The sequence below is a fragment of the Streptomyces sp. NPDC093064 genome (assembly GCF_044754605.1).
Classification (GTDB): Bacteria; Actinomycetota; Actinomycetes; order Streptomycetales; family Streptomycetaceae; genus Streptomyces.
Genome location: NZ_JBIVPK010000030.1, coordinates 19,876 through 41,922, shown reverse-complemented (window position 1 = coordinate 41,922; position 22,047 = coordinate 19,876). Strand labels below are relative to the sequence as shown.

At 68.0% G+C, this 22,047-nt stretch carries 16 protein-coding genes and 3 pseudogenes; 8 read left to right on the top strand and 11 right to left on the bottom strand.

Going from position 1 to position 22,047, the window contains the following annotated elements; genetic code table 11:
* Positions 1–2 precede the first annotated feature (2 nt).
* The 7 genes and pseudogenes from ACIQFZ_RS29030 to ACIQFZ_RS29000 all read left to right on the top strand — a co-directional run bounded on the left by ACIQFZ_RS29030 (position 3) and on the right by ACIQFZ_RS29000 (position 7,837).
* Positions 3–968, top strand: a complete 966-nt coding sequence (locus ACIQFZ_RS29030; RefSeq protein WP_402692556.1) for a MerR family transcriptional regulator — start codon at positions 3–5, stop codon at positions 966–968.
* 106 nt (positions 969–1,074) lie between these two features.
* Positions 1,075–2,271 (top strand): annotated as a pseudogene (locus tag ACIQFZ_RS29025) (ISAzo13 family transposase); the annotation flags it as partial.
* 613 nt (positions 2,272–2,884) lie between these two features.
* Complete coding sequence (gene ltrA, locus ACIQFZ_RS29020) at positions 2,885–4,315, top strand: group II intron reverse transcriptase/maturase (RefSeq protein WP_402692555.1); 1,431 nt, start codon at positions 2,885–2,887, stop codon at positions 4,313–4,315.
* A 93-nt stretch (positions 4,316–4,408) separates the two neighbouring features.
* Complete coding sequence (locus ACIQFZ_RS29015; RefSeq protein ID WP_402692554.1) at positions 4,409–4,921, top strand: hypothetical protein; 513 nt, start codon at positions 4,409–4,411, stop codon at positions 4,919–4,921.
* A gap of 435 nt (positions 4,922–5,356) precedes the next feature.
* On the top strand, positions 5,357–5,743 hold the full coding sequence (locus ACIQFZ_RS29010) for a MarR family winged helix-turn-helix transcriptional regulator (RefSeq protein WP_402692553.1): 387 nt from the start codon (positions 5,357–5,359) through the stop codon (positions 5,741–5,743).
* 80 nt (positions 5,744–5,823) lie between these two features.
* A complete protein-coding gene (locus ACIQFZ_RS29005) occupies positions 5,824–7,230 on the top strand; it encodes an MFS transporter (RefSeq protein WP_402692552.1) in 1,407 nt (468 codons plus the stop codon).
* A gap of 52 nt (positions 7,231–7,282) precedes the next feature.
* Positions 7,283–7,837 carry a cysteine hydrolase family protein gene (locus tag ACIQFZ_RS29000; protein ID WP_402692551.1) on the top strand — a complete coding sequence of 185 codons (555 nt, stop codon included), beginning with the start codon at positions 7,283–7,285 and terminating at the stop codon, positions 7,835–7,837.
* A gap of 79 nt (positions 7,838–7,916) precedes the next feature.
* Here ACIQFZ_RS29000 and ACIQFZ_RS28995 read toward each other — a convergent pair.
* The 11 genes and pseudogenes from ACIQFZ_RS28995 to ACIQFZ_RS28945 form a co-directional block, all read right to left on the bottom strand.
* Positions 7,917–8,093 (bottom strand): annotated as a pseudogene (locus ACIQFZ_RS28995) (IS256 family transposase); the annotation flags it as partial.
* 39 nt (positions 8,094–8,132) lie between these two features.
* Positions 8,133–9,263, bottom strand: a complete 1,131-nt coding sequence (locus tag ACIQFZ_RS28990; protein ID WP_402692594.1) for an IS30 family transposase — start codon at positions 9,261–9,263, stop codon at positions 8,133–8,135.
* Positions 9,264–9,389: 126 nt separating this feature from the next.
* A pseudogene (locus ACIQFZ_RS28985) lies at positions 9,390–10,421 on the bottom strand (IS256 family transposase); the annotation flags it as partial.
* Between the two features lie 166 nt (positions 10,422–10,587).
* Positions 10,588–11,556 carry a peptidoglycan-binding protein gene (locus tag ACIQFZ_RS28980; protein ID WP_402692550.1) on the bottom strand — a complete coding sequence of 323 codons (969 nt, stop codon included), beginning with the start codon at positions 11,554–11,556 and terminating at the stop codon, positions 10,588–10,590.
* Positions 11,557–12,021: 465 nt separating this feature from the next.
* Complete coding sequence (locus ACIQFZ_RS28975) at positions 12,022–12,789, bottom strand: SDR family NAD(P)-dependent oxidoreductase (RefSeq protein ID WP_402692549.1); 768 nt, start codon at positions 12,787–12,789, stop codon at positions 12,022–12,024.
* A 526-nt stretch (positions 12,790–13,315) separates the two neighbouring features.
* The gene (locus tag ACIQFZ_RS28970; protein WP_402692548.1) at positions 13,316–15,319 is read right to left on the bottom strand and encodes a DUF2264 domain-containing protein; all 2,004 of its coding nucleotides are present in this window, start codon (positions 15,317–15,319) and stop codon (positions 13,316–13,318) included.
* Positions 15,316–16,050 (bottom strand): hypothetical protein, encoded by a 735-nt coding sequence (locus ACIQFZ_RS28965; protein ID WP_402692547.1) that lies wholly within the window; start codon positions 16,048–16,050, stop codon positions 15,316–15,318. The genes ACIQFZ_RS28970 and ACIQFZ_RS28965 overlap by 4 nt, the downstream gene beginning before the upstream one ends.
* 7 nt (positions 16,051–16,057) lie before the next feature.
* Entirely contained in the window at positions 16,058–16,975 is a 918-nt protein-coding gene (locus ACIQFZ_RS28960) for a carbohydrate ABC transporter permease (protein WP_402692546.1), read from the bottom strand.
* Positions 16,972–17,874, bottom strand: coding sequence for a carbohydrate ABC transporter permease (locus tag ACIQFZ_RS28955; protein WP_402692545.1), 903 nt, complete (start codon positions 17,872–17,874; stop codon positions 16,972–16,974). Before ACIQFZ_RS28955 ends, ACIQFZ_RS28960 begins: the two co-directional genes overlap by 4 nt.
* Positions 17,871–19,133, bottom strand: a complete 1,263-nt coding sequence (locus tag ACIQFZ_RS28950; protein ID WP_402692544.1) for an ABC transporter substrate-binding protein — start codon at positions 19,131–19,133, stop codon at positions 17,871–17,873. Before ACIQFZ_RS28950 ends, ACIQFZ_RS28955 begins: the two co-directional genes overlap by 4 nt.
* Positions 19,134–19,166: 33 nt before the next feature.
* Entirely contained in the window at positions 19,167–20,186 is a 1,020-nt protein-coding gene (locus tag ACIQFZ_RS28945) for a hydroxyacid dehydrogenase (RefSeq protein ID WP_402692593.1), read from the bottom strand.
* A gap of 169 nt (positions 20,187–20,355) precedes the next feature.
* Here ACIQFZ_RS28945 and ACIQFZ_RS28940 point away from each other — a divergent pair, with 169 nt between their 5' ends.
* A complete protein-coding gene (locus tag ACIQFZ_RS28940) occupies positions 20,356–21,459 on the top strand; it encodes a substrate-binding domain-containing protein (protein WP_365437456.1) in 1,104 nt (367 codons plus the stop codon).
* Positions 21,460–22,047 lie beyond the last annotated feature (588 nt).

Sequence of the window (22,047 nt, the reverse complement as noted above, 5' to 3'; positions counted from 1 at the left end):
CTGTGACGCAAGACACGTGGAGCATCGGCGAACTCGCGGCCGGAACGGGGGTCCCGGTGAAGACCCTCCGCTACTACTCCGACAGCGGTCTGCTGCCCGTGGCCGGCCGTAGCGCCGGTGGTCATCGACGCTACGGTCCTGAGGCGTGGGAGCGGATCCGTCTCATCAGACGCTTACGGGCGCTGGACACTCCGATCGCGACCATCACGCAGGTGGTCACCGGTGAGTGCTCCTTCGGCGAACTGGTGGCAACCGAGCTCGAAGTGGTGCAGGAACGACTAACCGAACTGCGGTGGCGCCAGGCCACACTCAAGTCTCTGGACGACTGCCCGAGCGAGGAACGGCTCCGACGTCTGGAGATCCTCTCTCGCGTGCAGCGCCTCCCGCAGGCGCATCGCACTCTCACCGATCACTGGTATCGCGAGCTGTCCGCGGCCATGCCCAAGCGCCGGCTCGACATCATGATCGCCATGCTGTCACCCGACCCGCCGCAGGACCCCGATCCCGCTACGGTCCTGGCCTACGCCGAGCTTCATCTGCTCGTCTCCACACCCAGTTTCAACCGCTGGACCCAGGACCACGACGAAGAGATGAGGGACGCCCCGGCCTTCTACGGGGAGATCGACGATGCTGCCGTCCTGACGGCCGCCGCTTTGGCCCAGGGTCTGCCGCCCAGCGCCGGGGATGCGGTGAACGCTTTCGTATCCGCCCACGCACGAGCCCGGCGGGAGTCGGACACCCCCGCCTTCCGCGAAGACCTGCATGGGCTGGTGTCTAGGTCATCCGGCTTCGACCCCCGCCTGGAACGCTATTGGGCCCTGGTCGGCACCGTCACCGGCGGGCGCGTGCTGAATATGACGGTGGCTCATAGATGGCTAACTGACGGACTGTCGATCTCGATAGCCGACAGTGCACCTTCGACCTCCGGGCAGGAAGCTGAGGGAAACGATACTGAACGGCACACTTGAGGCAATCTCTACTGCTGGTTCGAGAAGGCGGGAGGGCAAGCAGGCAGCAGCGGGCCTGTCGATGAATTAGTGGGTTTCTTAGGGTAGTTGGGCTCGTTGATGCGGTATGGGTCGCTTCGATGAGTTGATCGGTTCGTTGGAGGAGAAGTTTGGGGCGGTGACGCCGTACCTGGACGAGCGGCAGCGCCGAGTGCTGTACGCGGCGGAGGCTCGGCAGCTCGGGCACGGCGGGATCGCTGCGGTGGCGCGGGCCGCGGGCGTCTCGAAGGGCTGCGTCAGCCGCGGCCTGGCCGAACTCGATGCGGGCCGGGCGCCGGACGGGCGGGTGCGGCGCCCGGGGGCCGGTCGCCCGGCACTGTCGGAGAAGGACCCGGGCCTGGGTCCGGCCCTGCTGGCGCTGGTCGAGGACACCACGCAGGGCGACCCGATAGGACCGCTGACGTGGACGACGAAGTCGCTGCGCCGGCTGGCGGACGAACTCGCCGCCCAGGGGCGGAAGGTGGGCCGCGACACCGTCGCCGCGTTACTGAAGGCGGCAGGGTTCAGCCTGCGCGGCAACGCCCGGGTGCTGGCCGGCAGCCACCACCCGGACCGGGACGCCCAGTTCCGGCACATCAACGACACGGTGAAAACGTTCCTGGACGGGGGCGACCCGGTGATCAGCGTGGACACGAAGAAGAAGGAGCAGATCGGCCTGTTCGGCCAGGCGGGACGGGAGTGGAGGCCGCCCGGGGCGCCGGTGAAGGTCCTCGACCACGACTTCCCCACCCATGCGACCGGCAGCGCGATCCCCTACGGGATCTACGACGTCGCCCGTAACACCGGCTACGTCGTCATCGGCACCGATCACGACACCGCCGCATTCGCCGTGGCCTGCCTTCGCCGCTGGTGGAAGGAAGAGGGCCGCAGCGCCTACCCCTCTGCCACCCGCCTGCTGATCACCGCGGACGGCGGCGGCTCCAACAGCTCCCGCGCCAAGACGTGGAAGGCCAACCTCGCCCTCCTGGCCTCCGAGACCGGCCTTGAGATCACGGTGTGTCACCTGCCGCCGGGAACATCGAAGTGGAACCGGGTCGAGCACCGCCTGTTCTCCTTCATCTCGATGAACTGGCGCGCCCGCCCGCTGACCAGCTACGACGTCGCCCTCAACCTGATCTCCTCCACCACCACCCGCACCGGACTGACCGTCACCGCCCGCCTGGACACCAGCAGCTACCCCACGGGGATCGAGATCAGCCAGCAGCACGCGGCCGCCCTGGCCATCCACCCCGACGCGTTCCACGGCGAGTGGAACTACACCATGTGCGCCACGAGGCGCGACGAGATCGAGCGGGGGTGAAAGGACCCTGCCGCTGGGCAGTCGCAGCTGCCCGGTGAAGCTGAGGGCAGGCCGACCCGGGGAACGTCGGGAAGGCTGGGAGCAGCCCTGACAAAGTACGGGACGGGTCGGCACTGTCAGACGGTCCGGGCCCGGCAAGCAGCGAGGAGAAGGTGTACGCGAGGAACCACTGTCTGATGCCCCGTAACAGTTCCACCCGGCTCAAATCTGACGGATACGGGCCCGGGATGCAGTGCGTGACCATCGCCGCGAAGTGGCGGTTGGTCAACTCCGAAGCCGGTCAGGGTGTCCGGTGGGGAGGCCACGGTGAATGCCTGCGGCGTAGGCGTGGCGATGCTGCCGGGGTAGAGGTGGGCACCTCACTCCTTGATCGATTTGGTCGTGAACGTGGGAACCACCCGCGGTCGCCCCAACCTCCGGGCAGCCAGCTCGGTGGAGGGCAGGTCCGTTGCCGGCTGAGGGCCGTCGGGTGGGGCGGAGGCCTCGTAGTAGTCCGAACGGAGGAGAGCTCCGTACATGGCAAAGGAGGCCAGCAAGTCAGTGGTGGAGATACTGGAAGATCAGGAGGACGTCGCCGGTGAATACCGACGACCTTGAGCTCGCCTTGTACCAGGCCGAGCGCAAGGTACTGAAGATCCAGACGAAGCTGCACTGTTGGGCCCGTGATGACCCTCATCGCAGGTTCGTTGATCTTTTCAATCTCGTCGCCGACCCCGCGTTCCTCCTGGTCGCGTGGGATCGGGTGCGGGGGAACAAGGGAGCCAAGACCGCCGGGGTGGACGGCCGCACGGCGCCGTCCATCGCGCAGATGACCGGCGTCGAGGAGTTCCTCGACGCGCTGCAGTCCTCGCTGAAGAACCGCGGCTTCCGGCCGCTGCCGGTGCGGGAGCGGATGATCCCCAAGGCGAACGGCAAGCTACGTCGTCTGGGCATCGCCACCATCACCGACCGGGTGGTCCAGGCATCCCTCAAGCTGGTGTTGGAGCCGATCTTCGAGGCGGATTTCCTCCCGTGTTCCTACGGGTTCCGCCCGAACCGCCGGGCTCACGACGCGGTGGCCGAGGTGCGCCACTTCACGTCCCACTCATATGAGTGGGTCGTTGAGGGCGACATCAAAGCCTGCTTCGACGAAATCTCGCATACCAGGCTTCTCGCTCGGGTGCGCGATCGTGTCGGGGACAAACGCGTCCTGTCCCTGGTCAAGGCGTTTCTCAAGGCGGGCATCCTCGGCGAGGACCGCGTGCTGCGAGAGAACAACGCCGGTACTCCACAGGGTTCGATTCTCTCCCCGTTGCTCAGCAATGTGGCCCTCACCGTCCTGGACGAGTTCATCGCCCAGCACCCCGGGGGTCCCGGCGCTGGGAAGCTGGAACGGGAGAAGCGTCGCCGTCGCGGTCTGCCCAACGTCAGGCTGGTCCGGTTCGCTGACGACTGGTGCTTGATGGTGCACGGCACCAAGACCGACGCAGAAGCCCTACGGGCAGAGATCGCAGGGGTCTTGTCCACGATGGGCCTGCGCCTGTCGCAGGAGAAGACCTTGATCACCCATATCGACGAGGGCCTTGATTTTCTCGGCTGGCGCATCCAACGCCACCGAAAACGAGGCACGTCCAAGCAGTACGTCTACACCTATCCGGCGCGCAAGTCCGTCAAGGCCGTGACGCGCAAGGTGAAGACACTGTGCCGACGAATGGACACGAGCCAGCCGCTCGATGCCCTGTTGCGCCAACTTAACCCGGCGCTGAAGGGCTGGTGCGCCTACTTCCGTCCCGGGGTGTCCAGCGCGGCCTTCGGCTACCTCAGCTACTACGCGTGGCTGCGGGTGGGCCGATGGCTGTGCCGCAAACACCACCGATCCGGATGGAAGGTCCTCCGCCGCCGCTACTGCGTCGACGGATGGTGGCCCGCCTCGGAAGAAAGATCACTGTTCAATCCGGCCAAGGTGAGCACGACACGTTACCGATACCGGGGAGCAGTCATCCCGACGCCGTGGCCGACCATGGGATGAGAGAGGCGACCGGAAACCAGCACGGCTTGTGGAGCGCCCGGTGCTCGGAAACGGGCACGCCGGGTGCGGGAAGCGGCCTGGGGAAACGGGCCGGTGGACGACACCGGAACCGCGCCCCAGGTCGACTTCACCCCGCCCCAGCCCGGCATTCCCGACGTCCCGCTCCACCCACCCGGCCCCCGGTCCCATCCCCGCCACGCGCACACTTTCGGCCCGACGCTGGCCACCCATCCCCTCCTGACGGGCCTGGACCGCCACGACCTCGACCGCCTCACCGCCGACATCCGCGACCGACTCGACGCCCTCCCGCCCAAGCAACGGCCCCAGCACCGCAAGCTCACCACCGAGAACATCATCTGGGCCACCGTCCTCGACCAGCGCGGCCTGTCCTGCTCACTGACCGCCTACCTCTTCCGCATCGGCGAGAACCAGATGAGAGCCCTGATCAAACAGGTCCGCCCCCCTCCTCGAGGACCACGGCCACCGCCCCAAGCCGATCCCCGCCCGCCTGATCGACCCCAGCGACCTCGCCCGCTACGTCATGCACGCGACATCCCAGGCCAGCGAGCACGACACGACCCACTAATTCATCGACAGGCCCTTTAACCGCCCTCTCAGAGGGCGATAAGCGAGTCTTCTACCGTTTTACCTGCTTGTTTGGGTCAGGGGCGCTTCGGCCTCACCACCGCCGCGCGCTTCGCGAGCGGACCTCCCGCGGCCCACCTCCGTCGCACCCGGCGATGCTCCTCCGCCCTGGGCCCGTATTTCCCTTGCCGGCGAGACCCATTCCTGGGGCGGACGGTGACCTGCCCTGCTGGCGAGGGAGGAGTCGATGGAGTCCGAGGACAGCCTGTTCGGTGACGAGTCGAGCTTGCGGGGCCGCCCTGCGACTCACAGGCTGGCCGACTTCGACCGGCCGGCGCTGCCGCCGAGGCATTAGGAAGGCTGGCCTTGCAATATCGAGCTTCGAAACCTAGCCTTCTATTCATGGGACCTCGCGACGCTCTGAACCGCTCCACGGCCACTTCGATCCGGGTGGCGATGGGGATGCTCAAGCGACGTACCGGCGAGGCGCTCACGGACGGCCAGTTGACGAATCCGGAGTTGACCGTGCTGGCGCAGATCGACCGCAACGGCCCGATCACCGTCGCCGATCTGGCCCGGCTGCAGCAGATCACCCCGCAGGCAATGGGCTCGACCGTCGCGTCGCTGGAGAAGCATGGATTGGTGACGCGATCCCCGGACCCCGACGACCGGCGGCGGTCACTGCTGACGGTCAGCAGTGCGGGCGGCAACGTCCTGCACTCCAGCCGCGACGTGATTTCCGATCGCATGGCCGTCGCGCTCGGCGAGTCGTTCACCGATGACGAGGTCGCCATCCTGGCGGCCGCGGCTCCGCTGCTGGAGCGCCTCGCCCAGCGTTTCTGACCCCCCATGCGAACCAGCCCACACGCCTAGCGTGCAGGGCCGATGGCTTGCTGCCTGGACCGCATATGAAGGAGGTGCGCATGTCATTGACCGAAGAGCAATCGCCGACTGTGCCTGCGTACAGTGGCAACCCGTTCTCCTGGCGTTTCACCACGCCTCTATTCCTCGGCTCGGCACTCAACCCGATCAACAGCTCGCTCATCGCGACGGCGCTGCTGCCGATCGCCCGCGACCTGGGCATCCAGATCGGCCAGACCGCGGCCCTTGTGGCCGCCCTGTATCTGGCGAGCACGATCGCCCTGCCCACCACGGGCAAGGCCGCCGAAGTGTTCGGGCCCCGGCGGATCTTCATGTCCGGCATCGTCATGGTCTCCCTCGGCGCCGCCTTCGGCGGCTTCGCGCAGAGCCTGTGGATGCTGATCCTGAGCCGTGTCGTGATCGGACTGGGCACCTCGTGCGCGTACCCGACCGCAATGCTGATCATCCAACGCCGCGCACAGGACGCCGGAATGGCCAACGCGCCGGGCGGCGTCCTGGGCGGACTCATGATCGCCGGGATCGCCACCGCCTCGCTCGGCCTGCCCATCGGCGGCGTCCTGGTGAACGCCCTGACATGGAGAGCTGTCTTCTTCGTCAACGTGCCCGTCGCCGTCATCGCGTTCATAGCCGCGGCCGCCTGGATCGAACCCGACCCGAAGCGTGCCGAACGGATGAGCGCGCATGAGATCGCGTCGAAGCTCGACGTGCTCGGCATCCTCGGCTTCGTCGGAGCCATGCTGACGCTGCTGATATTCCTGTTCGGCCTTCCCACTGCGCACTGGTGGGTCCTCGGACTGTCCGCGGTGTTTTGGGCCGTGCTGGTGCTGTGGGAGCTGCGCGCCAACACCCCCTTCCTCGACGTGCGGCTCCTGGCATCCAACACCGGACTCGCCAACACCTACCTGCGCTTCGGCCTGACCCAGTTGTGTGTATACGTCGTCCTGTATGGCATCACTCAGTGGATCGAGAGCGTCCGCGGCTTCAGCGAGTCCGCCTCCGGACTGCTCCTGCTGCCCATGACCGTGGTCTCGGGAATGATCATCACGCCGCTCTCCCAGCGCAGGCTCGTCCGGGGACCGGTCATCGCGGCCGCTGCCACCTGCCTGCTCGGATCAGCCGGCGTCCTGCTGCTCAGCTCCACGACCTGGATCGGCATCGTGGTCATCGTGACCCTCGTCTTCGGGCTCGCCATCGGCTTCTCGACCGCCGGCAACCAGACCTCTCTCACCGAGCACGCGCCGACCGATCAACTGGGCACCGCGTCCGGGCTGCTGCGCACCTTCGGATACGTCGGCTCCATCGGCGCCAGCGCCGTCACCGGCTTGGTCTTCCACCACAACGTCACCGACCACGGCGTCCACCAGATCGGCTGGATCATGACGGCCGTCAGCCTCGTTCTGGTGGCACTCACACTCGCCGACCGCACCATGCGGCCGGTCCGCCACTGACCGCCCAACCCAACGGACCGCTCAACACCACCGATTGATCCAGGAGACACACATGACCATCACCACGATCGACCCCAACACGGCCCTCATCGTCGTCGATCTCCAGGCCGCCGCCGTCCACATGCCGACGGTTCACCCGTTCGACGGTGTCCTGGCCAACGCGGTCAGGCTCGCCGACGCCTTCCGGGCCAAGAAGCTCCCCGTCGTGCTGGTCAACGTCGCCGGCGGTGCCCCGGGCCGCACCGAGCACGGCTTCGGGGCCCCGGACCTCCCCGCTGGCTGGTCGGACCTTCTCCCGGAACTCAACCAGCAGCCCGGCGACAAGACGGTCACCAAGTACACCTGGGGCGCTTTCCACAACACCGACCTGGCAGAACACCTCCAGGAACTCGGCGTCACCCAGATCGTCGTCTGCGGACTCTCCACTGCCATCGGTGTCGAATCCACCGCCCGACAGGCCCACGAGCACGGCTTCCACGTGGCGCTGCCGATCGACGCCATGACCGACCTCGACGCCGCGACGCACGACAACTCGGTCGCGCTGATCTTCCCCAAGCTCGGCGAGACCGGGACCACCGCCGAGGTCCTCGCCCACCTCGGCGCCTGACCCCAGCCGCGCGACAACGGGCGTCAGGAGAGGGAGTGTCATGAATCAACTTAACGGCTGATCTTGGTTGTTGAGTTGGTCAGTGGTCGGTGGGGGTCAGTCGGCCCTCGAAGGCGACCTGGAAAGCGTTCAAGGGCGCCTTCCATCGCATGGTCCACCGCTTGCGGCCCTTGCCGGTCGGGTCCAGGCTCATCAGCGCCATGTAGATGCACTTGAGCGCCGCGGCCTCGTTCGGGAAGTGCCCGCGGGCCCGGACCTTGGAATCCAGCGATCGTCGCAACACGTGGTCGGTTGGTCAGGCGGCGATCAGTCTATGCAGGCGCTCGGCCGGGGTATCCCAGTCGAGCGTTTTGCGTGGTCGGCCATTGAGTTCGGCAGCGACGGCGTCCAGGTGCTGGCGGCCGTGGACCGAGAGGTTGGTGCCCTTGGGGAAGTACTGGCGCAGCAGGCCGTTGGTGTTCTCGTTCGAGCCGCGCTGCCAGGGGCTGGCGGGATCGCAGAAGTAGACCGGGATGTCGGTGGCTGTGGTGAAGGAGCCGTGCGCGGCCATCTCGCTTCCTTGATCCCAGGTCAGCGAGCGGGCCAGGTGAGCGGGCAGGCCCTGGACAGTGCCCACGAGAGCGTCGCGGACCAGTTCCGCGCTGCGGCCGTCGGGCAGGTGAACGAGCATGACGTAGCGGGTGGTGCGTTCGACCAGTGTGCCGATCGCCGATGCGCCGTCCTTGCCGATGATCAGGTCGCCCTCCCAGTGACCGGGCACGGCCCGGTCCTCGGCCTCGGCGGGGCGCTCGCTGATCATGACCATCGGGTCGGTGAACCGCGGGGTGCGCTGTTGGGCTTGGCGGCGCGGCTTGCGGCGGACCCGGCCCGTGCGCAGGGCGCGGTGGATCTCGCGGCGTAGCTCGCCGCGGCTTTGGACGTAGAGGGCCTGGTAGACGGTCTCGGGGACCACGTGCAGCTCCGGCCGCTCGGGGAATGCGCCAGGAAGAGCCTGGCAGATTTGCTCGGGACTCCACCGCAGGTCGAGCCGCTCTTGGATGAACTGCCGTAGTTCACGGTGCTGTTCGATCTTTGCGAGCTTGGGTCGCGGGCGGCGAGCCTCGGCGCGTGCCTGGGCGGCGTGAGGTCGGTAGACGCCGCTGTCGGGATGCCGGTTGCGGCGTATTTCCCGGCTGACCGTGGACGGACTCCGCCCCAGCTCGGCGGCGATCGCCCGGACCGTCGCGTTCTCTCGCATCCGGTCGGCGATGTAGATGCGCTCGTCCACGCTCAGATACCGAGACGACGCCGGCGGCACTGCCGGCGGAACCGGACGCACCGCCCCTCTTCGTTTCGACGGGACGTATCCGTTGCGCCAGCGTCTGCCGGTTCTCGAGTCAATCCCGACGATCCGGCAGGCTTCGTTGTTGCTGTAGCCCTGCTGCATGAGCTGGAAGTATGCAGCCCGCTCCGCGGTGAGCCTCTTCGCCCCCTGCGGCTTCCGGTTCTCGCGGATCTTGAAGTCCATCGCACCCCTTGAGCTGGGGTGTTGCGACGATCACTAGAACTCAAGGACGGCCTTGCGTATGCGGGCGTTCACGCTCTCGATCGCGTTCGTCGAGCAGATGACTTTGCGGATCTCGACGTCGAAGGAGAGGAAGGGCACGAACTCGGCCCAGGCGTCGGACCACAGCTTCACGATCGCCGGATACTTCCGGCCCCACGCCTCCTGGAACTCCAGGAACCGCTCCATCGCCGCGTCCTCGTTCGGCGCGGTGTAAACGGGCCGCAGTGCCTTGGCGATCTTGTCCCAGTCCTGGCGGGCCGCGTAACGGAAGCTGTTCCGCAGCAGGTGAACGACACAGGTTTGGACAATCGTTCGAGGCCAGACGGCCTCCACCGCATCGGGCAGGCCCTTCAGTCCGTCGCAGACCAGCATGAGCACGTCGTCGATGCCGCGGTTCTTCAGCTCGGTGAACACGTGCAGCCAGTACTTCGCGCCCTCGCCGCCGTCGCCGGCCCAGATCCCCAGGATGTCCCGGGTGCCTTCAGCGGTCACGGCCATGACGACGTAGACCGGGCGGTTCGCGACCTGGCCGTCGCGGATCTTGACGTTGATGGCATCCACGAACAGGACCGGATAGACGCGGTCCAGCGGGCGGTTGGACCATTCCGCCATGCCCTCCATCACCTTGTCGGTGATCGTCGAGATGGTCTGCTTGGAGATCTCCGCGCCGTAGACCTCGGCCAGGTGCGCGGAGATCTCCCCGTGCGTGAGCCCCTTCGCGGACAGCGACAGCACCATCTCGTCCACGCCGGTCAGGCGCCGCTGCCGCTTCTTGACGATCTGCGGCTCGAACGTGCCGGCCACGTCCCGGGGGACCTTCACCTCGACCGGGCCGACGTCGGTCAACACGGTCTTCGCCCGGGTTCCGTTCCTGCTGTTGCCGCTGTTACGGCCCTCGGCGTCGTGCTTCTCGTATCCGAGGTGATCGGTGATCTCGCCCTCCAGGGCGGACTCCAGCACCCGCTTGGTCAGCATCTGCAACAGGCCGCCCTCGCCGGTCAGCTGCAGGCCCTCGGATCGGGCCCGGTCCACGAGCATCGCGACCAACTGCTCATCCGACGCGGCCGGCACCGGCGTGACCGCCGGCTTCTCCACGGACTCCTGCTCGACAACGGTCTCGGTCATCTCTGGCGTCTCCTCGATCATCAGATCCGCCGTTGATTAGACACTCCCGGCGCGGCCGCGGGTGGGGCAGGAGGTGGGCCTACTTGAAGGTGGTGTCCCAGTGGATGCCGCCGTTGCGGGGGGTCTCGTAGACGTACTCAAGGGAGATGCCGTTGAGGGTGCCGTGCCAGCGGGGGTCGTTGCCGCGGGGCTTGCCCTTGCGCTGGGTGGTTTTGCTCCAGTTGGTGACGCAGCGGCCCTCGTCGCGGGTGCGCAGGTCGAGCTTGTAGCCGTTGGCGTGGGAGTACTTGCCGTTGCTGTGGCCGGACTCGGTGCCGCCGGTGATGGTGATGGTGCAGCGGCTGGCCTTCTTCAGGGCGATGACGCCCTGGATGGTGCGGGCGCGGACGCCGTCGAGGGAGGTGCGGCCGACGGGGGCCTTGATGCCGGCGGCGGCGAGTTGCTGGAGAGCCAGTCGGTGGTCCAGGCGGACGTCGCGGCCCGACGTGGGGATGGCGGGGGTGGTGGTGCCGGCGACGATCCGGTGCCAGGTCGCGGGCCTGACGACGGCGTCGACCAGGAGGCGGTTCTTCTTCTGGAAGTTGCTGACCGCGGTCTTCGTCTTCTTGCCGAAGATGCCGTCGGCCCTCACGCCGAGCTGGACCTGGAGGGCCTTGACCGCCTGGCCCCGGGCGCCGGGGGCGACGGTGAGGTTGGTCAGCTTGGTCCAGGTGTTGGGGCCGATGACCCCGTCGGCGGCGAGGCGGTTCTTCCTCTGGAAGTCCCTCACCGCCTTGGCGGTCTTCTGACCGAAGACGCCGTCGGCGGTGAGGCGGTGTCCGCGGGCGGCCAGGAGGTGCTGGGCGGTCAGAGTATTGGTGCCCCTGGAGCCGGTCTTCAGCGTCGGCCACACCGCCTTCAGGGGGGTGGCGTGGGAGCCGCTGCGGGGGCCCGGCTTCGTCGAGGCGTTGGCCTCGTCGCCGGTCGCGTTCACCGCACCGAGCGCGCCGCCGGCGAGGAGCACGGCCGCGAGGCCCTGGAGCAGAAGGTTCCTGACGTTCTTACGCATGTCTTGTCCTCGTTCGTGTGTCCCGGCCTGTCCGCTTGCGGCCCAGGCGTGGGGTGCTTCGCCGTCCTGCCGGGCGGCGCTGACGAGGTGAAGAGTTGGCGTACCGCTGTTCCTTTGGAAGCCCGACCCGCGTTCCTGCCGTTCCACCTGTTCCAGTGTCCACGCCGAGCCACTCCGCAGGAGTCTTGACCTGGGGAAACGAGGGTGGGTGGAACGGTGGTCCGCGGTGAGGCGAAAGGAGTGAGGAGAGGCCAGGACGGCTACCGGGAGGGGCCCGCCTGGCTGTGTCAGTTTCTGAGGGAGTCGTTTCGTCGTGACTTCGGGAGTCGTTTCTCGGGGAGCGGCGTGACCAATGTCAGTGACTCTTGATGTCGCTCGTGTGCTGCGGAGCCGCCCGTTTGGGCATGACGAGAACCGGAACATCCCGTTGAGCGGCCGCCGCACGGCCTGCACCGACCTCGCGATTCACGTGCTCGGGAACAGGGGCCCGCCCGCCATCAGGCCGCCGTCGACCAGGAGGATGTGCCCGGTGACGTAGCTCGCCTTGTCCGAACCCAGGTACTGGACGGCCTCGGCGATCTCCTCCGGGGTGCCCGCCCGGTGCATGGGCAGCACCGAATCGACGGCGTCACGCACCGTGTCGTCGCCGGTGAACCGCTCGTACATAGCGGTCCGGGTGTAGCCGGGCGCGACCGCGTTGACCCGGATACCGTGAGCGGCGCCTTCGAGTGCGGCCGCCTTGGTGATGCCGACGACGGCGTGCTTGCTCCCGACGTACAAAGTCGCACCGGGGTAACCCATCAGGCCGAAGGTGGAGCTGACGTTGACGATGCTGCCGCCGCCCTGTTCCCTCATGACCCGGAACTCGTGCTTCAGGCACAGCAGCGTTCCCTTGACGTTCGTATCGAAGGTGGCCTGATAACCCTCGTCGGTCACCTCGGTGACAGGGCCGGGTGTTCCCTCGGTGCCGGCGTTGTTGAAGGCGACGTCGATCCGCCCGAACCGCGCGATCGCGCGGTCGACGAGGTCCTTCACATCGGCGTCGAAGCGGACGTCGGCACGCACGAACTCGGCCTGGGCGCCGAGGTCGGAGAGCTCCCTGGCAAACTGCTCACCCACGTCCTCGTGTCGGCCGGAGACCACAAGGTTCGCGCCTTGACGGCCGTAAGCCAAGGCGGTGGCGCGGCCGATACCGGTGAGCGCGCCCGTGATGAGGACGACGGGATAAGGCATGTCGAGGGTCCTTCCTGCAACCACCCAGGTGAACGACGGGCGAGCGGTTCGAAACCCACACGACACCGGGTTTCCTCTTCGAGCCGGGGCGTAGCCCCCGGTACGCCCGCAAGGAAGGTGTCCCAGCCGGACGACAGCCGCATCGGACCCGACCGCCGCATCCATCGAACGGCGGCACTCGATGACCCGTATGGTCCAGGGACGGCGGCCGGGACAGACGACCCGAAAGCCGTTACGCAGGTGGGAGGCGAACGTCGCAAGCCAAGAGGCCCGTACGATGACCAGCGTGACCGACCGCCGCACCCTTGGCACCGGCCCCCAGGCTCCAGCGCACAGCATCCGCGCAGCCCAGGCCGACCTACTCGACGCTCTCCCCGGAATCCGCCTCCCCGATGTTGATGAGCTGCGGGACCGGGGTGTTCTCAGTACTCGCCCGGAGACATCCCCGTCCCCGCGGCGGACCCTCGGAACTGGCGGCCGCGCCGACGAGGAACCGGCCCGCCTCCCTGACTGACACACTCGCTGATTATCCCGACGCGGCGGGCAGGGCGATCTCGGTGCGCAGGCCGTCCGCCCAGGTGAGCGCGACGAGATGACCGCCGTCGGGCTCGGGGTACACGGTCAGAGAGGGGTCCGCGGCATCCGGGCCTCCCCGATCCAGGAGCACCATGGCGGCGAGGACCTCGCCGAACGGTGTGTCCGTGTCCGTGACCAGCCAGGGGATCGCCGTCCAGGAGCCGAGGGGACTGGAGTCCTGCTGGGTCGTGACTCCACCGAGGTCGAATCCCCGCAGGGCCCGCAGGCGAGATCGCAGTGACGCGGTCCGGACCTCGGCGGACGGGCCCGGCTCGCCGGGAGTGATCTGTGTGCCCGGTCGGGTGTCGGCCGCCACCGGCCAGCCGCCCAGCCGCACGGCACGCCAGGACGGGTTCGCCCCGGTCGCGGGCGTGTCGACCCGGGCGAGGCGGATCTCCACCCCGTCGCGCAGCAGCGAGGCGACGGTGATCATCGGTCCGGGGGTCACCGGTCCGCGCCGGCCGGAGCCGTAGTCGGGCGAGTCGTCGGCGGCGGTGTCGACCCAGCGCACCGGCCCGCGGGAGGCGGCCGCCAGCACACCACCCGGCAACTCCCGGGCGAACAACGGCTCGAAGCCCGACCGGTGGGAAGCCCGGCCGGCCTCGTCGAGCAGTACGACCGCGTTGTCGATCGGTGAGGCCACCGCGTCCGCGGTCAGTGGGGGGACCGTGGCGGTGGAGTAGCCGAGCCGTGCGTACGGGGGCGAGTCCGCGCCGGTGTCGCCGGGGCGGGCGTGGTCGGTGCCGTGGTTGAGGACCATCGCGATCCCGTCGCGGCGCCGTGCGGAGAGCAGCCAGCCGGGGGCGGTGAGCACCCGCTCCGTGTCGGCGGTCTCGATGGGGAGCGGGAGTTCCGTGTCCGTCCACACCGGGTGGTCGGCGGGCAGTATCAGCCCGAGCATTCCCTTGGACGCCCAGTACGGTGAGCCGGAGCCGGAGTAGGACTGCCGCATCGCCGGCCAGGCGTGGTGCCAGCCCAGTGTCAGCAGCCCCTCCGCGTCGGGGGCGTCCCGGTCGGTGAAGTGCCGGACGATGCCGCCGGTCACGCGGCGTACCAGTCCCGGTGGTTGCCCGCCGGCTCCGGTGACCGCGCCGACCCAGAACGGTGCGGCGGCGGCGAACCGGTAGGTGAGGCTGCGGCCCTGTAGCAGCGGGGAGCCGTCCGCGCCCACCAGCCGGACCGCGTCGTCGAGGTAGTCCCGCAGGTCCGCCGCCCAAGTCTTGTGCAGCTGTGGCGGGCAGAGCGAGCCGGTGACGTCGAACAGGTGGGTCCACAGCAGCGGGTAGAGGTGCAGGGCCCAGCCGGTGTAGTGGTCGTAGGACCGTTCCTGGCCGTCGCTGAGCCAGCCGCCAGGCCTGCGCATCGAGGCGTGGAAGTCGAGGTCCTCCTCGATGTCGTCGGCCGACCACGGGCCGCCCGCCTCGCGGAGGAAGGACTCGACGACGATCCTGAACCAGACCCAGTTGTTCCGCGGGTAGGGCTGGCCGAGCACGGTCGCCAGCCAGTCGACGGTGCGCTCGCGCACCCCGTCGTCGAGCAGGTCCCACAGCCAGGGCCGGGTCAGTTGCAGCACCAGGGCTATCGACGCGGCCTCGACCTTGGCCTGGCCGAGCTCGTCGGGGCGCGGCCAGGCCTCCGGGGAACGCGGGTCGGTGCCCGCCGCCAGGCCGCGGGCGTACCGGTCGAGCAGCCCGCCGGGGTCGGCGCCGTGCTCCCCGGCGATTCGGAAGCCGGCCAGCAGGAAGGTGCGGGCGAAGCCCTCCAGGCCGTCGGAGTCGGTGCCGTACATGCTGACGGGGCCCGGCAGGGCGACGCGGGCGCCGGCCGGGGAGCGATACGGCTCGAGGGCGGCGAGCATCCGGTCCGCGAGAGTGGTCCAGTGCTCTCGGGTCCACCCGGTGTACGGGGAGCGGACCCGGTCCTCCGGGACGGTTGTGCCGGGGCGGATGATCATGCCTTGGCTCCCACTGGGTCTCGATGGGTGTGGCTGACTGCGGGATTGGCGGCCGGTGCCAACGACGCGAGCATGGCGCGGCTGTTGCGCCAGACGACGAAGAGCGTGCAGCCCGGCAGTACGGCCAGGCCGAGCAGGGGCGCCTGGTTGACCAGGACGAGGGTGATGCCGAGCAGCCCGAGGTTCAGCAGCCCGAGCCACCAGCGACGTACCGACGCGTACGACGCGGTCAGCAGCGTGCGCGGTGAGATCCGCGGATCGTCCGCCACGGCGGCCATTGTCACGATCCCGGAGCTCGCGGCGCCCAGCATGACGACGGCCAGCAGCGGTATCAGGGCCGGCCCCGACGCGGCCGTACGGAGGACGGCCACGTCGGTGGCAGCAACGGCGATCAGGAGCACGCACGGCGCCCAGCCGAGCAGCGCCGGGCCGAACAGGCGCCGGTAGCCGCGGAACAGGTCGGCCGCCGGCGCCCGGTCGTCCTCGGTGGTCCGCCGCAGGTAGTGGAAGGCGGCGGCGAGCGAGGGGCCGAGGCCGAGGGACAGCAGTCCGAAAAAGGCCGGGTACTGCCACGGCCGGTGCACCACGCCCAGTGCCAGCAGCAGGGGCGCGTTCGTCGCCGCCAGGCCCAGGTTGACGACCAGGACCCGGTGGACGTGCGACCAGAGCAGCTCCCAGGACCCGTGGTCGAGGTTGAGCCTGAGGCGCCGGCCGGTGACGGGGGTGCTCATCGCGGCCTCACTTCATTCCGCTGGTGGCGATGCCCTGGACGAAGTAGCGCTGTCCGAGCAGGAAGACGACCAGGATCGGCAGGACCGACAACACCGATCCGGTCATGATCATGGCGTATTCGGAGTCGTAGATGCCGACGAACTGCCGCAGCCCGATCTGCACGGTCCACAGCTCGTTGTCGGTCAGGTAGATGAACGGCCCCATGTAGTCGTTCCAAGTGTTGACGAAGGTCAGCAGCGCGAGACTGGCCAGCGCCGGCTTCGACAGGGGCAGCACGATCCGCGCCCAGATGCCGTACTCGCTGAGCCCGTCCAGCCGCGCGGCCTCGCCGATCTCGTCCGGGATCGTCAGGTAGTACTGGCGCATCAGAAACACCCCGAACGCACCGAAGGCCTGCAGCAGGATCAGCGAGAGGTGCGTGTTCACCAGTCCCAGGCGCTCCATGATGATGTACTGCGGCACCATGTAGGCCTGCCACGGCACCGCGATGGTGCTGACGTAGGCGAGGAACAGGGCATCGCGGCCGGGGAAACGGGCCTTGGCGAAGCCGTAGGCCGCGAAGCTCCCGGTCAGCACCTGCAGCCCGGTGATGGTGACACTGAGGAACAGCGAGTTCCCCAGGTAGGTGAGCAGCGGGATCCGGGTCCAGATGCGGGAGAAGTTGTCCCAGTGGAACTCCTGGGGGATCCACTGGATCGGGACCGTGAGCACCTCGTTGTCCCGCTTGACCGAGGAGACCAGCATCCAGGCGAAGGGCACCAGGATCGCGGCCGACAGCGCGATCAGCGCCGCGTAGAGCAGGGCGCGGCCCAGGAGCCGCGCCGTCCGGCGGCGACTCCCCGGAGCGGACCGGCCCCACCCGCCACCGGTCGGGCGCGAAGCCCCGGCCGTCGTGCTGTCCTCTCGCAGCACGCTCGTGTTCATCGCTCATTCCTCCGCTGGAACCGGAACTGGACTACGGTGATCATCAACACGATGACGAAGAGCACCAGGGAAATCGCCGAAGAGTAGCCGAAGCGCCCCTGCTTGATTCCCTCCCGGAAGATCACCTGGGACAGCACCAGGGTCGACCGGCCGGGGCCTCCCTCGGTCATGATCTGGACCAGGTCGAAAACCTTGAAGCTGGAGATCGTCAGCATGACCAGCACGAAGAATGTGGTGGGCCGCAGGGACGGGACGGTGATGTGCCAGAACCGCTGCCACGGGCCGGCCCCGTCCACCCGTGCCGCCTCGTACAGCTCCGCGGGGATCGCCTGGAGCCCGGCGAGGTAAAGCACCATGTAGTAGCCCATGTCCCGCCACACACTGGTGATGATGACCGCGGGCATCGCCCAGTCGGTGGAGGTGGTCCACCCCGGCGGATGGCTGACACCCACGGCCCGCAGCAGCTGGTTCACCGGCCCCAGGTCGGGACTGAAGAGCATGTTCCACACCACCGCCACCGCGACCAGCGAGGTGATGTACGGGAAGAAGAACGCCGTACGCAGGAACCCGACGCCGCGGAGTTTCTGGTTGAGCAGCACGGCCAGGCCGAGGGACGCCGCCAGCGTGAGCGGGATATGGCCGACGGCGTACCACGCGGTGTTGCTCAGTGCGACCCAGAAGGTGTCGCTGTCGAACATCCTGCGGAAGTTCTCGAGTCCGACCCATTCCGGTGTGGAGTACGAGTTCCAGTTCGTGAACGCCAGCAGCAGCGTCGCGAGCACCGGTACCAGGGTCAGGGCCGCGAAACCGAGGAAGTTCGGGAGGATGAAACTCCAGCCGACCAGTGTGGTGCGCCGACTTCGCCGCTTGGCGGCTGCGGCGCCGGATTCCGGGCTCATCCGACTTCGGACTTCACTCGGGAGTTCATCTCCTTGATGCCCTGGTCGAGCGACTTCTCACCGGTCATCACGAGCTGGTGCTCCTCGGTGAGGATGGTGTCGACGTCAGAGGACTTCTCGCTGATCGGCATCTCCAGCTTCACCGTGTCCGGGTGCATGGCCTTCTTGGTGAGGTCGTCGGTCGGCATCCCCTGGACGGAGAAGTAGGTGTTCATGACCGATTCGTCGGTGTAGGACGGGGTGATGCCGATCTTGGCGACCGCGGCGGCGCCCTCGGGACCGGACGCGAACGTCAAGAACTTTTTGGCCGCGTCGGAGTTCTTCGCCTTCTTGTTGATGGCGAAGGCGGTCGGTGCGCCGAAGGTGGTCGTCTTGCCGTCGGCGGTGATCTGCGGCAGGGGCAACATGCCCCAGTCGTCCTTGAAGTTGCCTGCGGCCTTTTCCTGCACCAGGACCGCGGCGAACCAGGTGCCCATCGGCATCATCGCGGCCTTGTCGGTCGTGAACATCGTCTTGTAGGTGACCTTCTGGCTGTTGGCCGTTGCCCACGGCATGGTCGCCCCGGACTTCTGCAGGTCGAGGGTCATCGCGTACTGGTCCTTGAAGAACCCGTAGTCATCTCCGAGCAGGTCGCCGCCGGTCTGCGCCGCCGCGATCGCCTGGACGAGCGAACGCCAGGTGTGGTGGTAGGTGCCGTAGACCTTCGACGCGCCGTTGCCCTTCGTCTGCCGCTTCGCCAGCGCGGCGTAGTCGGGCCAGGTCAGCTTGGACAGATCCGCGCCGCTGTCCTTGAGCAACGCCTTGTTGTAGTAGAGGACGTAGAAGTCCTGCCGGTACGGCAGCGCGTAGTACTCGCCGTTCAGGTCGTAGGCGTCGAGCCCGCCGTACTTCGCCTTGTCGAGCTTGCCGGCCTCATCGGTGACCGACTGAAGCTGGCCCCGCGTACCGAACCGCGCATAGTCCGTGAGGGTCTTCATCGTCAGCACGTCGGTGGTGTCGCCACCGGCCAGCATCGTGGTGACCTTCTCCGAGTAGTCGTCGGAGAGAATGTCGACCGGGCGGACCTCGATGTCCGGGTACTTCGCCTTGAACCCGTCGATCAGCGCCTTGAACTCGGGTGTCTGGTCGTAGTTCCACAGGGCGATCCTGAGTACCTTCTTGCCGTCGGCGGTGGTGTCGGAACCGCCGCTGCTGCTGCACCCTGCGGTGAGCAGGGCCAGCGCGATGGCTGCCGTCAGGACCTTGGCGGATTTTCTCATGGTGCGTATCTCCTTCGGTTGGAAGACATCGGCTCAGGCACTCAGTCCGAGGGCCCAGGACTCCGCGGTGACCTCTCCCCGCAGCGGCTGCCGCTGGAGCCACCGGGCCAGCTCGTCGATGGTGTGGTCGGTGAGGCGCCCGATCTCCGAACCGAGTGACCCCGCCACATGCGGGGTGACCATCACCTGAGCCAGCCGCCGCAGCGGTGAACTCGCGGGCAGCGGCTCGGGGTCGGTCACGTCGAGGATGGCGAAGAGGCGACCGGACGCGCACTCGGCAGCGAGTGCGTCGGAGTCGACGAGGCTGCCGCGCGCCGTGTTGATGACCGTCGCATGGTCCGGAAGCAGACGCAGTTGCTCGGCACCGATGAGGTGCCGGGTCTCCTGCAGCTCGGGAGCGTGCAGGGACAATACGTCGACTTTGGGCAGCAGGTCCACCAGCTCGACCAGGGTCGCGCCGGCCGCCGAGACCTCCGCCGGATCGGCGTGCGGATCCGCGACCAGGCAGGTGGTGCCGTCGAGAACCTTGAGGAGTTCGACCACCTTGCGGCCGATTCGGGAGAACCCGACGACGCCCACGGTCTGCGCGAAGTTAGACAGGTCCCCGTAGCCCGTCACCCTGCCCCATCCCTCGTACGCGAGGCGCTCGTCGGCGGCGAGGAAGGGAACCTTCTTGCCGGCGAAGATGATGGCCGCCAGGGTGTACTCGGCCACCGGAATGGCGTTGGTGTCGGCTGCGCTGGTGATCCGGATCCCCCGCCGCCACACGTCGTCGCTCACCAGGCCCCGCACGCTGCCGGCGCAGTGCAGCACCGCGCGTAGCGCGGGTGCCGCGTCGAGCCGCTCCGGTGTCAGCTGGGGAGCGCCCCAGGACGTCAGCATCACCTCGACGTCCGCCAGCTGGGCCCGTACCGCCGGGGCGTCGAGGTCGTCGGTCCAGACAGGATCACCCAGCGTCACCAGGTCCGCCAGCCGTGCGAGACGGGCAGCGTCGAAGTGCGCTTCGAAGCTTTCCCTGCTCATTACGACCAGTGCGTATGGCTTCGTCTGTATCAAGCGTCGAGTCCTTCCCTCGGCCGGTTTCACACCGGCGCTGGCGAGCGCGTCTTGCCGGTCGCGTGGGGAAAGAGATAGTGGTGGTGAGCACAAACCCGCTACGGCTCGTACATGAACGAAGCGATTCGTTCAGAGTCGAACACACAGGATAGGGGAGAGTGAACCGATGGCCGGTGACCGGCTCTTCGCTCTGCAACGCAGGGAGCGGATCATGGACGAACTACGCCGGCACGGCGCCGTCCGGGTCCCCGAGTTGGCCCAAATGCTTGAGGTCAGTGAGCTGACGGTGCGGCGCGACATCGGCGCACTCGCCGGTCGCGGCCTGCTCACCAAGGTGCACGGCGGCGCGACCCTCCCAACCGAAACCGACTCGGCTCCCCAGCGCCGGACCCGCCCTGGATCCACGCCGTTCACCATCGGCATGGTCGTTCCCTCGCTGGACTACTACTGGCCAGCCATCGTGACCGGCGCCCGGGCCGCCGCAGTCGCGCTCGGCGTCCAGATCCAGCTGCGCGGGTCGAGCTACGATCGGGCCGAGGACCGCCGTCAGATCAGCCGACTGATCGAGGCCAAGCAGGTGCAAGGGCTCCTGCTGGCGCCCAGCCTGGAGACCGACGGCTCCGATGAGATGATCGACTGGATCGGCAAGCTGCCGGTGCCGACGATCCTCGTGGAACGGCAGACATCGCCCTGGACCCCGACGCCGCGCCAACTCGAATGGGTACGCAGCGACCACGCGCTCGGCCTAGAGACGGCGGTGCGTCACCTCCACGAACACGGCCACCGCCGGATCGGCCTGGTGCTCGCGAACGGCAGCCCAACCTCGGCGCATCTCGCCCAGGGCTGGCTGCGGGCCTGCGCGGAACTCGATCTGCCCGACGAGTTCGTGGTCCGCGAGAGCGTGGCCCTCGACATACCCGGCCACCGGCAGATCATCGAGGAGATCCTGCGCCGCTGCCGCCGGTCCCGGACCACCGCGCTCATCGTGCACAGCGACCAGGACGCGATGTCCGTCGCCCAGTACGCCGCCGAACAAGGCATCGCCATCCCGGACGACATGGCCCTCGTCAGCTACGACGACGAGGTGGCCCGGCTCGCCGAACCGGCCATGACGGCGGTCCGCCCGCCCAAGTCCCGGGTGGGCCGGGTCGCGGTGGAGATGATGGTCTCGAGGCTGATGGAGGGCAAGCGCCGCCCGGCGCAACGCGTCCTCGTCCTGCCCGAGCTGATCATCCGCAACTCCTCGATCAGGACATGGGAAGGCCGGTAGCAGCGGGACGACCAGGCGTGATCTCCTGTCCGTCGACCTCGGGGCGCTGGTCCGGCGCCACCGCGCGGACGACCTCATCGCCCGGGACCACGCGAAGATCATCCGCTTGGACCTGATCATCGTCGACGACATCAGGCTCCTCCCCGTCTCCCTGGACGCCGCAGAGGGCTTCTACCACCTGCTCGATGCTGCCTACCGGAACTGGGCCCGACCCTGTCTTGGTGCCGCCCGCGTACCCCCCGGAGTGCAGGCGGCCTGTCCTGCTCAGGGGTCACTGTGTTCAGCGCGTTCCAGGTCCTGCGTGTCACGGGTGGCGGCCTGACCTTACAAGATCACCAAGCTTTTGAACTCGAGTCGTCGTGTGCCTAGTGCTCGCGGGTGATCGGCTGGATGTGTGACGCCAGGGACTCTCGGTGCGCTGTAAGCGTGGGACCTGCCTCCCGCGCATGCCTGCTGCCCCCCAGTGCGGGCTCCTACGCCGTAGGGGCAGGCGGATGCTGCAGGTCGCATCCCCCCACCCTGGGCCGCCCGAGCGAAACAGAGAGGCCGAAGTACGATTCTCGTTCGATTCACCGTACGGCTCTGGAA

Excerpts from the sequence above, each read along its gene's own strand:
- ACIQFZ_RS29010 (WP_402692553.1), top strand. The coding sequence starts at position 5,357 with ATGGGGATGCTCAAGCGACGTACCGGCGAGGCGCTCACGGACGGCCAG.
- ACIQFZ_RS29005 (WP_402692552.1), top strand. The coding sequence starts at position 5,824 with ATGTCATTGACCGAAGAGCAATCGCCGACTGTGCCTGCGTACAGTGGC.
- ACIQFZ_RS29000 (WP_402692551.1), top strand. The coding sequence starts at position 7,283 with ATGACCATCACCACGATCGACCCCAACACGGCCCTCATCGTCGTCGAT.
- ACIQFZ_RS28990 (WP_402692594.1), bottom strand. The coding sequence starts at position 9,263 with ATGCAGCAGGGCTACAGCAACAACGAAGCCTGCCGGATCGTCGGGATT.
- ACIQFZ_RS28980 (WP_402692550.1), bottom strand. The coding sequence starts at position 11,556 with ATGCGTAAGAACGTCAGGAACCTTCTGCTCCAGGGCCTCGCGGCCGTG.
- ACIQFZ_RS28975 (WP_402692549.1), bottom strand. The coding sequence starts at position 12,789 with ATGCCTTATCCCGTCGTCCTCATCACGGGCGCGCTCACCGGTATCGGC.
- ACIQFZ_RS28970 (WP_402692548.1), bottom strand. The coding sequence starts at position 15,319 with ATGATCATCCGCCCCGGCACAACCGTCCCGGAGGACCGGGTCCGCTCC.
- ACIQFZ_RS28965 (WP_402692547.1), bottom strand. The coding sequence starts at position 16,050 with ATGAGCACCCCCGTCACCGGCCGGCGCCTCAGGCTCAACCTCGACCAC.
- ACIQFZ_RS28960 (WP_402692546.1), bottom strand. The coding sequence starts at position 16,975 with ATGAACACGAGCGTGCTGCGAGAGGACAGCACGACGGCCGGGGCTTCG.
- ACIQFZ_RS28955 (WP_402692545.1), bottom strand. The coding sequence starts at position 17,874 with ATGAGCCCGGAATCCGGCGCCGCAGCCGCCAAGCGGCGAAGTCGGCGC.
- ACIQFZ_RS28950 (WP_402692544.1), bottom strand. The coding sequence starts at position 19,133 with ATGAGAAAATCCGCCAAGGTCCTGACGGCAGCCATCGCGCTGGCCCTG.
- ACIQFZ_RS28940 (WP_365437456.1), top strand. The coding sequence starts at position 20,356 with ATGGCCGGTGACCGGCTCTTCGCTCTGCAACGCAGGGAGCGGATCATG.